A 14,189-nucleotide genomic window follows, 5' to 3' on the forward strand; every position below is an offset into this window, starting at 1 on the left:
AACCGGCGCGTACGGCCCCTGAACTGCCAGGAGAGCGCGGGCCCGGCCGGTTAGGGTCGGGCGCATGACTACTCCTGACTTCATCCGCACGCTCCGGGCGTCCGCCGGACAGCAGCTGCTCTGGCTGCCCGGGATCACCGCGATCGTCTTCGACGACGAGGGCCGAGTGCTCCTGGGGCGGCGGACCGACACCCGCAAGTGGTCGGTGATCGGGGGCATTCCGGAGCCCGGTGAGCAGCCCGCGGCCTGTGCCGTGCGGGAGGTCTTCGAGGAGACGGCGGTGCACTGCGTGGCCGAGCGGGTCGTGCTCGTCCAGGCCCTGGAGCCGGTCACCTACCCCAACGGCGACGAGTGCCAGTACATGGACATCACCATTCGCTGCCGCGCCGTCGGCGGCGAGGCCCGGGTCAACGACGACGAGTCCCTGGACGTGGGCTGGTTCGCGGTGGACGCGCTGCCCGAGCTCAACGAGTTCGGGCGCTTCCGGATCAAGCAGGCAATGTCCGAGGCACCCACATGGTTTGACCCTACGACTGTGGGCTGAAGTATGGGTGGCCACCACATGTGGTGACGGCTGGGGCTCCGCCTAGGGTCGGCACATGACCGCGTCCAGCCCCCTGCCCGGCCTTCGCCCGCAGCCCCTTGCCCTCGACCTCGTCGGCCGCACCGCCCTCGTCACCGGTGCCGCCGGCGGCATCGGCCGCGCCTGCGCGCTGCGGCTGGCCGCCGCCGGTGCGCGGGTGCGCGCCGTCGACCGGGACGCGACCGGCCTGGCCGAGCTCGCCCAGCAGGCGGAAGGCGCCGGTGACCTCCCCGGAACCGTCGTACCGCACGTCGTGGACCTCACGGACCTCGACGCCGCCGAAAACGCCGCCGCGGGCACCGACGTGCTGGTCAACAACGCGGGTCTGCAACTGGTGCGTCCCCTCGAGGAGTTCCCGCCCGAGGTCTTCCACACCGTGCTCACCGTGATGCTGGAGGCGCCGTTCCGGCTCATCCGCGGCGCTCTCCCGCACATGTACGCGCAGGGCTGGGGCCGGATCGTCAATGTGTCCTCCGTCCATGGTCTGCGCGCCTCTGCGTTCAAGTCCGCGTATGTGGCCGCCAAACACGGTCTCGAGGGCCTGTCGAAAACGGCCGCCCTGGAAGGTGCCGCCCATGGGGTGACGTCGAACTGTGTGAACCCGGCCTATGTGCGCACTCCCCTGGTGGAGAAGCAGATCGCCGACCAGGCGCAGGCGCACGGCATCCCCGAGGAACGCGTGCTGTCGGAGGTCCTGCTGAAGGACAGCGCGGTCCGGCGGCTCATCGAACCGGAGGAGGTCGCCGAGGCAGTCGCCTACCTGTGCGGCCCCCAGGCGTCCTTCGTCACCGGCACCTCGCTGGTGCTCGACGGCGGGTGGACGGCCCACTGACACCCCCGGCGGCGCCCGGTCCCGGAGTTTTCCACAGGCCTGACCGGCCGGGCGCACGATGCGGAATCCTGTGACCATGTCTCGCGATCACGTTCAGTCGGCACCCATGGGCAGCATCGAGGCCCCGTACCTCGAGCTGCTGGCCCGCGACGCCTCCGCGGAGGCCTACGAGCAGCCGGTGCTGCTCGCCCGCGCCGAGGGCAGGGCGGCCGACCGGATCGCCGCGCTGGAACGGGCCAAGCTGCTCGCCCTGCGTGTCCGCGCCGAGCTGGAGGGACGCCGGCGCCGCGAGGCGGAGCTGTCCGCGCTCTTCGAGACCGCCCACGACCTGGCCGGCCTGCGCGATCTGGACGCCGTCCTGCAGGCCATCGTGCAGCGCGCCCGCTCCCTGCTCGGCACGGACGTCGCCTACCTCACCCTGAACGACCCGGGGCGCGGCGACACCTACATGCGGGTCACGGAAGGTTCCGTCTCCGCCCGCTTCCAGCAACTGCGCCTCGGCATGGGCGAGGGGCTCGGTGGTCTGGTCGCCCAGACGACCCGGCCGTACGTCACGGACGACTACATGAAGGACGCCCGCTTCCAGCACACCCGCACCATCGACGCCGGCGTCGGCGACGAGGGCCTGGTCGCCATCCTCGGCGTGCCCCTCATGCTCGGTCCGCACGTCATCGGCGTCCTCTTCGCCGCCGACCGCAGGGCCCGCGTCTTCGAACGTGCGCAGATCGCCCTGCTCGGCTCCTTCGCCGCGCTCGCCGCGGCCGCGATCGACACCGCCAACCTGCTCACCGAGACCCGGGCGGCCCTGGCCGGCCTGGAGCGCGCCAACGGGATCATCCGGGACCGCAGCGCCGTGATAGAGCGCGCCTCCGACGTGCACGACCGGCTCGCCGAACTCGTCCTGCGCGGGGGCGGGGTGCACGACGTGGCCGCCGCCGTCTCCGAAGTCCTCGACGGCACCGTCGAGTTCACCGAGGCCGCCGCGGCACCGGCCGAGCCGCTGGAGGAGTCACGCGCCGAGGGACACGCCGTACGGCACGACAGCGACTGGATCGCCGCCGTCGCCGCCGGCGGTGAACTCCTCGGCGCCCTGGTCCTGCGCGGCCACCCCGGCCTCGACCCCGTCGACCAGCGCACCCTGGAGCGCGCGGCGATGGTCACCTCGCTGCTCCTGCTCGCTCGGCGATCGGCGGCAGAGGCCGAACAGCGCGTACGGGGCGAGCTGCTGGACGACCTGCTGGACGCGCGCGACCGCGACCCGCGCCTGTTGCGCGAACGGGCCGCGCGGCTGCACGCCGACCTGGACGCCACCCAGGTCGTCCTCGCGGCACGCATCGAGGGGCCGGCGGCCGACGCCGACGAGGAGGCCGCGGCCCGCCGCCGTCTGTGGTCGGCCGCCTCCCATCTCGCCGCGACCCGGCACGGCCTGGCTTCGGCACGCGACGGCGGCGCCGTCCTGCTGCTGCCGCTCGCCCCCGGTGGCACCGCCACGGACCTGGCCCGTCGCACCGCCCGCCAGCTCGGCACGGCCGTGCACCAGCCGGTCACGGTCGGCGCCTCGGCACCGGTCACCGGCCTGACCACCGACCCGGAGACCGTCACCGCCGCCTACGCCGAGGGCCGCCGCTGCCTGGACGCGCTGCACCTGCTGGGCAGGGACGGGGACGGAGCGGCGGCCGAGGACTTCGGCTTCCTCGGCCTGCTCCTCGCGGGCGACCGGGACATCGCCGGCTTCGTCGACCGCACCGTCGGCCCGGTCGTGTCGTACGACGAGCGACGCGGCACGGACCTGCTGCGCACCCTGGACGCGTACTTCGCCTGCGGGATGAGCCCGGCCCGCACCAAGGACGCGCTGCACGTCCATGTGAACACGGTCGCCCAACGGCTGGAACGGGTGGGCCGGCTGCTCGGCGAGGACTGGCACACCCCCGCCCGCGCCCTGGAGATCCAACTCGCCCTGCGGCTGCACCGGTTGGCGGCTCCGGACAGACGCTGACCCCCGTACGGACACGCCGTACGGGGGTCGGGCAAGGGGCGCGCTCGGGGCGCCGGACGGTCAGGCCGTTCGCGCCTCGGCGGCAGTGCTCGCACCGGCCGGCTCCCCGCCCTCGGCGGCCACGTGGGCGAGATCCCGGTGTCGCGTCTCCCGCGCCACGCCCACGGCGATCAGGGTCAGCACCGCGGCGGCGATCACGTACAAGGCGATCGGAGTGGAGCTGCCGTAGTCGTCCAGCAGCGCGGTGGCGATGAGCGGCGCCGGCGCACCGGCCGCCACGGAGGCGAACTGGGCTCCGATGGATGCACCCGAGTACCGCATCCGGGTGGCGAACATCTCGGCGAAGAAGGCGGCCTGGGGCGCGTACATCGCGCCGTGCAGCACGAGCCCGACGGTCACGGCGAGCACCAGGTAACCGAACGACCCGGTGTCCACGAGCGAGAAGAACGGGAACATCCACAGTCCGACACCGGCGGCACCGAGCAGGTACACGGGCCGTCGGCCGACCCGGTCGGACAGGGCGCCCCAGGCCGGGATGACGGCGAAGTGCACGGCGGAGCCGATGAGCACGGCGTTGAGCGCGGTCTGCTTGGAGACGCCGGCCGAGGTGGTGGCGTACACGAGGATGAAAGCGGTGATGACGTAGTAGCTGATGTTCTCCGCCATACGGGCGCCCATCGCCACCAGCACGTCCCGCCAGTGGTGCCGCAGCACGGAGACGAGCGGCAGCTTCTCGGCCTCCGCCGTCTCCTCCGCCTGCCGGGCCTCGGCCCGGGCCAACGCCTCCTTGAACACGGGGGATTCGTCGACGGACAGCCGGATCCACAGACCGATGAGCACGAGCAGCCCGGAGAGCAGGAACGGAATCCGCCAGCCCCACATCCCGAAGGCGTCGTCGGACAGCACGGCGGTCAGCAGCGAGAGCACACCGGTCGCGAGCAACTGCCCCGCCGGCGCGCCCGTCTGCGGCCACGAGGCCCAGAAGCCGCGCCGCCGCGCGTCCCCGTGCTCCGACACCAGCAGGACGGCACCGCCCCACTCACCGCCGAGCGCGAACCCCTGGATGAGCCGCAGGAGGGTGAGCAGCACGGGCGCGGCGGCCCCGACCGTGGCGTGCGTGGGCAACAACCCGATGGCGAAGGTGGCCCCGCCCATCATCACGAGGCTCAGCACGAGCAGCTTCTTCCGCCCCAGCCGGTCACCGTAGTGCCCGAACACGAGCGCCCCGATCGGGCGGGCCGCGAACCCGACGGCATAGGTCAGGAACGACAGCAGCGTCCCGACCAGCGGGTCGGAGTCCGGAAAGAACAGCTTGTTGAACACCAGCGCGGCGGCAGAGCCGTAGAGGAAGAAGTCGTACCACTCGATGGTGGTGCCGATGAGGCTGGCGGCGACGATGCGTGGGAGGCTGGACGGGGCTGGTGGAGCGCTTGCGGGCGACGACATCGGCACCACTTCCTGGCGTTGAACGGGGACGTTTGCGTGTCGCCACACCGTAGGAACGTGCAGGTCAGAGGCGTATGTGGTGGGACACCATAGTTCTAAGCGCTGAAGTGCGTGCGGCCACCATAGTGGCGCGGCGTTGTCGGCCTCGACACGGGGCGGGGTCCGTGGAGTTGGACTCCACACCCGCCACGGCGACACCTGGCGCCCGAAGACCGGCCACCACCCCGAACTCCGTCCTGGCCCACAGTGGTTGACCGATCAGTGCCGCACGACCGGCCTGGGCGTCCCCGGCCCGCCCGGGCTACGGCGAGGTGGGCAGGTGTGGGGAGCGGAGTACGAGCAGGGTGATCTCGCTGGGGGCGAGGACGCGGAACGGCGGGCCCCAGAAGCCGGTGCCACGGCTGGTGTAGAGGAGGGTGCGGGTGCCGTGGTGGCTGAGGCCGGCGAGGGCGGGCTGGTCGAGGCGGACCAGGTGGTGGAAGGGCCAGATCTGGCCGCCGTGGGTGTGGCCGGAGAGCTGGAGGTCGATGCCGGCGGCCGCCGCCCGGTCGACGAACTTGGGCTGGTGTGCCAGGAGCAGGACGGGCAGGTCGGGGTCGGCGCCGGACAAGGCTCCGGCGAGGTGGGCGCGGTGGCCTGCCAGGCCGGAGGACTCGGCGGTGACGTCGTCCACGCCGGCGACCACGAGGGTGTCGCCTCCGCGTTCGAGTAGCAGATGGCGGTTGCGCAGCGGCTCCCAGCCCAGCTCGTCCATCAGGTCGACCCAGCCCTGGGCCTCGCTGTAGTACTCATGGTTGCCGGTGACGTAGACGCGGGCCCGGGTGGCCTGCACGGTACCGAGTGGGACGGCCTGGGCGCGGCGGCGTTCGGCCGTGCCGTCCGCGATGTCGCCGGTGTGGCAGACCAGGTCGGCTTCCAGGGTGTTCACCGTCTCGCACACCCGTGCCGACCAGCGAGCGCGATCGAGTGGGCCGTAGTGGGTGTCGGTGATGAGGACGACGCGGGTGCCGTCCAGCCCGGCGCCCAGGCGCGGGAGTTGCACATCGAGTCGGCGCACGCGTGGTACGCGACGGGCCTCGGCGTACCCCCACGCGAGCAGTACGGCGGTTACGCCGAGGACGGCCCACGTGACGATGCGGGCCCGGTCCTGGCTCTCGCCGACGCCGGCCACGATCAGGGCGAGCCGCAGAAAGACACCGATCAGAACGGACCAGGTGAACAGGATCCAGCTGGTGCCCAGCAGGGTGTCACCGACGATCGCCGCCCGGTCCTGCTGGCGCCGGCCGTGGCCGCGCACCATCGCGAGCGGCATGCATATGAGCCCGAGGGCGAACAGGGCGGTGCCGACCGGTGTGACGGGCAGCGGCCAGTGCTGGCCGCCGTACAGGAGCACCCAGCAGGGCACGGCCCACAGCAGGACGGGGGCGATCAGGGGGATGTAGCGCATCAGGCGGTGCAGTCGGCTCCGCCGTGGCGTTCGCGCTTCATCGTCGGCGGGTCGGATGTTGCTGGTGGTGGTCACGCTTGCCCTCCCTGACCAGGCTGCCGTATCGCGCACTGTATCCGGTCGTCCTCGGGCCGGCCGGACCGGCGTTCATGGGCGCTGCCCTTTGGGACGGCCAAGGCGCGGGACCGTCTCGTCGACGAAGTGGTGGCCACCGTCGAGCAGTTGGTCCCGTCGGCCAAGGCCTGGATCAAGGCGAACGCGGCCGCTCAGCCCCGGCAGCCTGCGGCTGATGACCACGGTCAACGGCGAGACGGTCCAGGACGGCAACACCCGCGACCTGATCTCCCCCACACCCCACCACGCCACCCCGCTCCCGGCGACGCCCTCACCACCTCTGTCGAGGGCATCGGCACCCTCGATCAACACCTCACCGAGCTCTCGGAGGTCGCGGCCGGGCTTGCGGTGCCGCTCCGAGTGGCGCCAACTCCCGTGGTGTGTGCCGTGTCACGCATCCCAACGCCGCCTAAGTTGTCTGCATCACAGCGGAAATGTCCATTTGGCGTCCATGCTCGAAACGGACATCAGCGCTCTAAGTGGAGCCCATCTACCACTCTTTGGGCGATGGGTCACAAAGTGACCCATGCCACAGCGCTCGTGACATTCCCGCTTGTTCCCCCGGAAAGGTGCCCCGCAATGGCCGCTTACCTCTGCCCTCCTGCCGTGATACACGGCGAGCACGCCGTGGAGACCAGCCAGATCGTGGCGGAGGTGCGCGACCGGCATCCGCACGCGGCGTGGGAGCCGCGAATCGACGGCATCGCGGCCAGCACGGGCATCGAGACCCGCGGGTGGATGCTGCCGCTGGAAGCCGCCGTCGCGCCCGGCAACGGCGGTGGTCTCCAGGCCGTGGGCATCGGATCGGCCCAAGAGGCCTTGGCGCGCGACGGGTTCACCCAGCAGGACGTGGACCGCGTGATCGCCGCGCTCGAGGCGATACCCACGCCGCAGACCGTCCAGGAGCGCACCGCGCCGGCCTGGGAGGCCGTGCAGTCCTACGGGGAGCGTGCGGCGCGCGGTGCCCTGCAGATCGCCGGGCTGGACGCCGCGGACGTCGACTGCCTGATCACCAGCAACTCCACCACCCCGGCGCTGCCGGGTCTGGACATCGCCCTGGCCAACAGGCTCCAGCTCCGCAACGACGTGATGCTGCAGCCGGCCACGCAGTGGGCCTGTATCGCGGGGACCCGCTCCCTGGCGCTGGCGGCGGATCTCGTGGCCGCGGATCCCGACCGGGTGGTCCTGGTCGTGATCGCGGAGGCGCTGAGCACCACGTACCAGCCCGCGGACGACACCCTCGAGTCCCTGATCGTCCGGTTGCTGTTCGCGGACACCGCGGTCGCCGCGGTGGTCACGGGCCGTCCGAGGCGTGAATCGATGCTGCGGCTGGACTCCGCCTGGCACCACACCCTGCCCGGCACCCAGGACCTGCACCGCCTGGACACGCGGGCGGACGGGACGCACTTCGTGATGGACCGGCGCGGGCCGCGCGCCGTACAGGAGACGGTCACCGCGATGTGGGAGTGGCTGCGCGTCCGCTACCAGGACCACGCCGACTCCTGGCACCCCGACGTGCTGCTGGCGCACCCCGGCGGGACCCGGGTGCTGGAGTACATGGAGCAGACGATGCCCGACACGTGGCCGTCGGGTCTGCTGGACTACAGCCGGGACAGCTACACCAGCGGCAACAGGGGAGGCGCCGCCGTGTTCGACATCATGCGGCGGGCGCACGACGCCGGGCAGAAGCCGGGCAGTCGCGCCGTCCTGTACGCGGCGGCGCCGGGCCTGACCGCCACAGCCCTCGACGGGGAATGGCTCTAGGGCGAGCCCGCGCCGGCGAACGGGCCCTCGGCGTCACCGGTCACGCCACCGGTACCGCCGAGGGCACCGTCCGTACCCTGGGTGGCGCCGGATGACGGGCGTCACCTGGTGATCTCCGCCCAGACCACCTTGCCCGTGTCCGTCCACCGCACCCCCCACCGGGTGGTGAGCCGGTGGACGATGTGCAGGCCACGACCGCCGTCGTCGAGGAGACCGCCCCCGCCCAGCCGTGGCCTTCCGTTGCCGGTGTCGCCCACCTCGCACAGCACACCGTGCCCGGCCCTGATCAGCCGTACCGTGATGGGGCCGGTGGCGAAGCGCACCGCGTTGGTGACCAGCTCGCTGACCAGCAGGAGAACCTTGTCCCGGGTGTCGTCCCTGGTGCGCCATTGCCGCAGCAGCGCGGCGACGTACGAGCGGGCACGAGCGGGGGCGTCGTAGCGGGCGGGCAGCCGCCAGGTCGCGGTGTCCCCCTTGCGGTAGCCGATCATCCGCGCGAGCAGCAGGGTCACGTCGTCGCGCTGGTGCACGGGTGCCAGGGCGGAGACGACGTGCCGTGCGGCCTGCTGCAGGGAGTCCCAGGGGTGCACCGTGGACACGGCGTCCGCCAGCCTGCCGATGCCCTCGTCGATCGACACGGCCGGATCCTCCACCAGGCCGTCGGTGTAGAGGGCGAGCAGGGAGCCGGGGGGCGCGTCGTACGTGTGCACGTCAAACGGCTCCCGCAGTGCGAACTCGGCGCCCAGGCCCGGGTGAGGGCGGACCACGAGCGGGCCCGCGTGCCCGTCCGGCGAGACCAGTACCGGGGGCAGGTGGCCGGCGCTGGACAGCGCCACGCGGTGGCTGACCGGGTCGTAGAGGGCGATGCAGCAGGTCGATCCGAGGGCGCTGTAGCCGGCCGCCAGCCCGGACTCCGCGTCGTCCAGCAGTGTCACGGTCTCGTCCAGGTGCTCCAGCACCTCGTCGGGCGCGAGCCCCGCGGACAGCAGAGCTCGGGCTTCCGTGCTCAGCTGGCCCATGGTCGCCGCGGCTCCCAGGCCGTGGCCGACGACGTCACCGACCACCAGCGCGGTACGGCCGTCCGGCAGGGGGAAGCTGTTCACCCAGTCCCCGCCGACGCCCGCGCTGTCGGGTGTGGCGGGCTGGTAGACGCTGGCGATCTCGATGGTGTCGCCGCCGGTCCGGGGCAGCAGCCGGCGCTGCAGCGCCAGCACCTGCGTGTGCTCGCGCTGGTGCTGACGCGCCAGGTCGACGTGATGGGCGGTCCTGGCGACCAGTTCCTGCAGGTCGAGCAGCTCGCTGTCGCGGAAGGGGCAGTCCGCCCGGCGCCAGACCTCCGCCACACCCAGCACGACGGGCGGCGCGCCCTCCAGTACCAGCGGTATGCAGGCCACCCCCGCCGACCGGTCGCCGGGCACCAGGGCACGCATCACTCGCGGACTGCCGAGTACCCGCTCGACCGCCTCCCGGTCGGGTATGACGATGGCCTGCGGGGCATCGTCCCGCCGCACGGCCTGCGCCAGCAGGCGGCTCGCGTCGCTCGGGAGATCGTCGCCGGGAGTCACGTAGCCGTCGGGCCATGCCCGGTCCGGCACCAGGGCCGCCCGCCGCAGCCGGATGCGTCCCTGCGGCTGCCCGGTGACCCCCTCGCCCGTCCACACGGCGAAGTCGAGGTCGATGGCCGCCACGTCTCCCCACGCCAGCAGGGACCGCGCCAGCGACTGCGCGGTCTCGCCGATGTCCAGCGACGTGCCGATCGCGGTCTCGGCGGCGTACAGGTGCAGCCTTCTGGCCATGGCGATCACGGAGACGGTCAGGCCCTCCTGCGGCAAGGCGGCGGGCAGGATGCTCATCGAGACCACCAGCTCCGACCCGTCGCCGCGCCGCAGTCGCTGGATCCGGGCGACATGCGCGTCACCGGTCTCCAGGACCTGCCGCAACCGCCGTGTGACCGTCGGTACGTCCCCGCGGGGCAGGAGATCGACGAAGGGACTCCCGATCTCGGCGTCCAGACCCGCGAATACGGGGGCCTCCAGATTGCAGCGGGTGATTCTCAGGTCCCTGTCCAGGTTGACCGCGCCGAGGATCTGGTCCTGGCGGCCGGCTGCCGGGTCGTCGGGCAGGCGATGGCGGGTGGTGCGCTCGCCCTCCGCGTCGGCGGGGCCGGCGCCCGCTGCCCCTCCGCCGCGCGGGATGTAGCGCCCCAGGGCGCTGCTGACGAGGTCGAACGGCGAAGAGGACGAGGGGGAGGGGGAGGATGTGGAGTCCATGCGGCTCTCTCAGCAATCCCCGGCACAGCGCCGAGGCCGTACTCGGACCCGTGCGACGGGGCCCCGAGATCCCTGACCGCACACCTCATTGAATAACACCGGCGGTGGCTTCGCCTACACCAGCCGATCGGCGCGCGCCTCGTCCAACCGCAGCGGGCCGCCGACCTGTGCTACGGTTTCGGTGTTGCAGTTGTGGTACCCATGAACCTATGTGCGCCTGACGGGAATGTTCCTCCTAAGGCGCATTATTTGTTTTCCGGCATCTCCGGATGGGGCCTCTGCCTACAGAAGGAGAAGGCAATGGCACAGGGAACCGTGAAGTGGTTCAACTCTGAAAAGGGTTTTGGTTTCATCGCGCAGGACGGCGGCGGCCCCGACGTCTTCGCCCACTACTCGAACATCGCGACCCAGGGCTTCCGTGAGCTGCAGGAGGGCCAGCGGGTCTCCTTCGACGTCACGCAGGGCCAGAAGGGCCCGCAGGCGGAGAACATCGTCCCCGCCTGATCGCCGGACGCGTATCCGCTCACCGGGGTCCGCACCGTCAGGGTGCGGACCCCGGTTTGTGCTGTTTCCAGGAAGGCATACCACCGCATGTCCCGCAGGCCCCAGAAGCCGAACCGGCGCGCCTCGTCACCCTCACCGTCGGCGTCGTCGCCGAGGGAGTTCCGGCTACCGGAAAGCACGACACCCGCACTCCCCGCCGTCGAGGACTTCGCCCGCCTGGACATGCCCGCGGGGCTGCTGAAGACCCTCACCGCGCAAGGTGTCACCACCCCGTTCCCCATCCAGGCCGCCACGCTGCCCAACGCGCTCGCCGGCCGTGATGTGCTGGGACGCGGACGCACCGGCTCCGGCAAGACCCTCGCGTTCGGCCTGGCGCTCCTCGCCCGCACGGCCGGACTGCGCGCGGAGCCCAAGGCCCCCCTCGCCCTCGTGCTGGTGCCCACCCGTGAACTCGCCCAGCAGGTGACGGACGCGCTGACGCCCTACGCGACGGCCGTGAACTGCCGGCTGGCCACCGTGGTCGGCGGGCTGTCCATCACCAAGCAGGCCGGAGCGCTCCGGCGCGGCGCCGAGGTGCTCGTGGCGACCCCCGGCAGGCTCAACGATCTCGTGGAACGCGGGGACTGCGTCCTCGGCGACGTACGCATCACGGTGCTGGACGAAGCCGACCAGATGACCGACATGGGGTTCCTGCCGCAGATCACCAAGCTGATCCGGCAGGTACGGCCCGACGGGCAGCGCCTGCTGTTCTCGGCCACCCTCGACCGCAACATCGACCGCCTGGTCCAGCAGTTCCTGACCGACCCCGTGGTGCACTCCGTGGATCCGTCCGCGGGAGCGGTGACCACCATGGAGCACCACGTCCTCCACGTCCAGGACGAGACCGACAAGAAGGCCGTCACCACGCGCATCGCGGCCCGTGACGGCCGGGTCATCCTCTTCCTCGACACCAAGCGGTCCGCCGACCGGCTCGCCAAGCGGCTCCTGGCCGTGGGTGTCCGGGCGGCGGCACTGCACGGAGGCCGCTCCCAGCCGCAGCGGACACGCACCCTGGAACAGTTCAAGAACGGCCAGGTCACCGCGCTGGTGGCGACGAACGTCGCGGCCCGGGGCATACACATCGACGACCTCGACCTCGTCGTGAACGTCGATCCCCCCACCGACCACAAGGACTACCTCCACCGCGGCGGCCGCACGGCCCGCGCCGGCGGCTCCGGCAGCGTGGTCACGCTGGTCCTGCCCGCCCAGAAGCGGGACGTGACCCGGCTCATGTCGGACGCGGGTATCCGCCCCCGAACGGCCCACGTCACGTCGGGCGACACGGAACTGGCCACCATCACCGGCGCCCGCGAGCCGTCCGGCACGGCCGTCACCATCGAGGTCCCCCAGCCGGCGACACCGACGGCGTCCCGTCCGGACCGGAAGACCGGTACCAGGTCCGGGAGGCGATCCGGCGGCCGACGCCGAAACGGCGGCGCCGAATCGGCGACGGGTACGGCCACCGGCACGGGCAGCCGGGCCTCCGACCGCCGGGCCGCGCCCGGAGGAGCAGCGTCTGGCGGCACCCCCACGACCGGCGGGCGCGGCTCTGCCCGCCGGGCGGGATCCAGCGGGACCAGGGGAGGCGGAGCGGGCGGCCGCGGTTCCGACCGCCAGCCGGCGACCGGCGCGGCGACCGGCGCCGCCTCCGGCAAGGGCGTCCGCGGATCCGGGCGACGGGCGGTGGCCGGCGGAGCCACGGGCGGCGCTGCCGGGGGCGGCGGCCGCGGATCCGACCGCCGAGGCGGCCGCCGCACCTCTGCCACCTGAGCCGCACCAGGCGAGCTCGGCCCCGGTGACGACGATCCGTGGCCGGGACCAGCCGCTGAAGCAGCTGGTCCCGGCGTGCGCGGCAGGAGGTGCCCGGCGCCCGGACCGACTCGCCCCGGCCCTGGGCCGGTCCGGTCCAGTCGGCGGGCACCTGCGCGCCGTCCGCCTCGGCCGATACCCCGTCACCACGTGCGCCCACGCGCGATCCCGTACGCCGATGAAGATCCAGTCCAGCGCAACGCCTCGCACGGCCGCGTCGCGCCGGACCCGGTGCTGTGCGACCGGCACCCGCAGATCGTGAAGGAGAGCACGGGTTCCGGCGCCGACACCAACGCCCCGAACGGTGCGGACGGCCTCGGTGAGGTCGCGGCCGCCCCCGCCCCGCCGGCGCAGGGGTGTGCTTCACGTCCGCGACGCACTCCGGTGCGCGCGCAGTCCCGCCAGCGCGGTCAGTACCGTGTCGTTGGCATTCCGGTCGCCGACGGTGAGCCGGAGTCCCTCGCCGGGGTAGTGGCGGGCCTCGATACCGGCTTCCGTGAGTGCTGCGGCGCCCGCATCGACCGGATCGGGCGCGGCGAGCCAGACGGAATTGGCGTGGCCGGGGCGTACGCACCAGCCGATGGACACGAGTTCGCGCCGGAGCCGTTCTCGTTCGGCGACGACGGTGTCCACGCGCAGGCGCAGCTCGCTCTCGGCCCGCAGCGAGGCCTTCACCGCCGCGGTCGCCACCGCGTTGACACCGAAGGGCAGCTGTTGCCGCCGGATCCGCGCCACCAGGTCGGGGGCGCCGAGTCCGTAGCCGACCCGCAGGGCGGCGAGGCCGTAGGCCTTGGAGAAGGTGCGCAGGACCAGCACGTTGGGGTGTGCGTCCACGAGCGCGGGTGAATCCGGCAGGCCGGGGTCGCGGGCGAACTCCAGGTACGCCTCGTCGAGGAGCACGGTGACGTGCCGGGGGACCTGACGCAGGAACGCCGACAGCGCGTCGGCGGTGACGAGGCTTCCGCTGGGGTTGTGCGGATTGCACAGCACCACGACGCGGGTGCGGTCGTCGAACGCCGCGAGCAGCGCGTCCAGATCCTGGTGTCCGTCCGGCGACAGGGGTACGGGGACCGGCCGGGCGTCGACCATGGCGGCCAGGAGCGGGTAGGCGTCGAACGTCCGCCAGGCGTGGACCACCGCGTCGCCGGGCCGGGCCACGGCCCGGAGCACCTGCAGGGCCACACCGACCGATCCGCTGCCGACCGCGACGTTGTCGGAAGTCACCCCGCACCACGCGGCGATCAGCTCGGTGAGGTCGTCGGGGTGGAACTGCGGGTAACGGTGCGCCTCCGCGACGGCCCGCTGCATCGCCTCGCGCACCGAGGGCAGTGGGGGATACGGGCTCTCGTTCAGGGCGAGGCGGTGCAGTACGGGGATGCCCATGG

10 protein-coding genes are annotated in these 14,189 nt (G+C 72.5%); 6 read left to right on the forward strand and 4 right to left on the reverse strand.

Going from position 1 to position 14,189, the window contains the following annotated elements; genetic code table 11:
• Positions 1-64: 64 nt before the first annotated feature.
• The 3 genes from AB0D93_RS32130 to AB0D93_RS32140 all read left to right on the forward strand — a co-directional run bounded on the left by AB0D93_RS32130 (position 65) and on the right by AB0D93_RS32140 (position 3,411).
• Entirely contained in the window at positions 65-544 is a 480-nt protein-coding gene (locus AB0D93_RS32130) for an NUDIX domain-containing protein (RefSeq protein ID WP_362127007.1), read from the forward strand.
• A 55-nt stretch (positions 545-599) separates the two neighbouring features.
• Entirely contained in the window at positions 600-1,415 is an 816-nt protein-coding gene (locus tag AB0D93_RS32135) for a 3-hydroxybutyrate dehydrogenase (protein ID WP_362127010.1), read from the forward strand.
• Between the two features lie 76 nt (positions 1,416-1,491).
• The gene (locus AB0D93_RS32140; protein ID WP_362127013.1) at positions 1,492-3,411 is read left to right on the forward strand and encodes a GAF domain-containing protein; all 1,920 of its coding nucleotides are present in this window, start codon (positions 1,492-1,494) and stop codon (positions 3,409-3,411) included.
• A gap of 60 nt (positions 3,412-3,471) precedes the next feature.
• Here AB0D93_RS32140 and AB0D93_RS32145 read toward each other — a convergent pair whose 3' ends face one another.
• Complete coding sequence (locus tag AB0D93_RS32145) at positions 3,472-4,857, reverse strand: MFS transporter (RefSeq protein WP_362127016.1); 1,386 nt, start codon at positions 4,855-4,857, stop codon at positions 3,472-3,474.
• Positions 4,858-5,158: 301 nt separating this feature from the next.
• Positions 5,159-6,379 (reverse strand): metallophosphoesterase, encoded by a 1,221-nt coding sequence (locus AB0D93_RS32150; protein WP_362127019.1) that lies wholly within the window; start codon positions 6,377-6,379, stop codon positions 5,159-5,161.
• 618 nt (positions 6,380-6,997) lie between these two features.
• On the opposite strand from AB0D93_RS32150, the gene AB0D93_RS32155 reads away from it, so the two are divergent.
• On the forward strand, positions 6,998-8,182 hold the full coding sequence (locus AB0D93_RS32155) for a type III polyketide synthase (RefSeq protein WP_362127022.1): 1,185 nt from the start codon (positions 6,998-7,000) through the stop codon (positions 8,180-8,182).
• Positions 8,183-8,283: 101 nt separating this feature from the next.
• Here the strand turns inward: AB0D93_RS32155 and AB0D93_RS32160 are convergent, their stop codons facing one another.
• Positions 8,284-10,452 carry a SpoIIE family protein phosphatase gene (locus tag AB0D93_RS32160; RefSeq protein WP_362127025.1) on the reverse strand — a complete coding sequence of 723 codons (2,169 nt, stop codon included), beginning with the start codon at positions 10,450-10,452 and terminating at the stop codon, positions 8,284-8,286.
• Positions 10,453-10,752: 300 nt separating this feature from the next.
• On the opposite strand from AB0D93_RS32160, the gene AB0D93_RS32165 reads away from it, so the two are divergent.
• Together AB0D93_RS32165 and AB0D93_RS32170 are read left to right on the forward strand one after the other, a co-directional pair.
• Entirely contained in the window at positions 10,753-10,956 is a 204-nt protein-coding gene (locus tag AB0D93_RS32165; RefSeq protein WP_020943502.1) for a cold-shock protein, read from the forward strand.
• Between the two features lie 87 nt (positions 10,957-11,043).
• The gene (locus AB0D93_RS32170; protein ID WP_362127029.1) at positions 11,044-12,765 is read left to right on the forward strand and encodes a DEAD/DEAH box helicase; all 1,722 of its coding nucleotides are present in this window, start codon (positions 11,044-11,046) and stop codon (positions 12,763-12,765) included.
• 402 nt (positions 12,766-13,167) lie between these two features.
• Here the strand turns inward: AB0D93_RS32170 and AB0D93_RS32175 are convergent, their stop codons facing one another.
• Positions 13,168-14,187 (reverse strand): histidinol-phosphate transaminase, encoded by a 1,020-nt coding sequence (locus AB0D93_RS32175; protein WP_362127032.1) that lies wholly within the window; start codon positions 14,185-14,187, stop codon positions 13,168-13,170.
• Between the last annotated feature and the right edge of the window lie 2 nt (positions 14,188-14,189).

This window comes from Streptomyces sp. NPDC048191 (assembly GCF_040652655.1).
In the GTDB taxonomy this organism is placed as follows: domain Bacteria; phylum Actinomycetota; class Actinomycetes; order Streptomycetales; family Streptomycetaceae; genus Streptomyces.

Coding starts and splice junctions, on each gene's coding strand:
- AB0D93_RS32160 (WP_362127025.1), bottom strand. CDS start 10,452: ATGGACTCCACATCCTCCCCCTCCCCCTCGTCCTCTTCGCCGTTCGAC.
- AB0D93_RS32130 (WP_362127007.1), top strand. CDS start 65: ATGACTACTCCTGACTTCATCCGCACGCTCCGGGCGTCCGCCGGACAG.
- AB0D93_RS32145 (WP_362127016.1), bottom strand. CDS start 4,857: ATGTCGTCGCCCGCAAGCGCTCCACCAGCCCCGTCCAGCCTCCCACGC.
- AB0D93_RS32135 (WP_362127010.1), top strand. CDS start 600: ATGACCGCGTCCAGCCCCCTGCCCGGCCTTCGCCCGCAGCCCCTTGCC.
- AB0D93_RS32170 (WP_362127029.1), top strand. CDS start 11,044: ATGTCCCGCAGGCCCCAGAAGCCGAACCGGCGCGCCTCGTCACCCTCA.
- AB0D93_RS32165 (WP_020943502.1), top strand. CDS start 10,753: ATGGCACAGGGAACCGTGAAGTGGTTCAACTCTGAAAAGGGTTTTGGT.
- AB0D93_RS32140 (WP_362127013.1), top strand. CDS start 1,492: ATGTCTCGCGATCACGTTCAGTCGGCACCCATGGGCAGCATCGAGGCC.
- AB0D93_RS32155 (WP_362127022.1), top strand. CDS start 6,998: ATGGCCGCTTACCTCTGCCCTCCTGCCGTGATACACGGCGAGCACGCC.
- AB0D93_RS32175 (WP_362127032.1), bottom strand. CDS start 14,187: ATGGGCATCCCCGTACTGCACCGCCTCGCCCTGAACGAGAGCCCGTAT.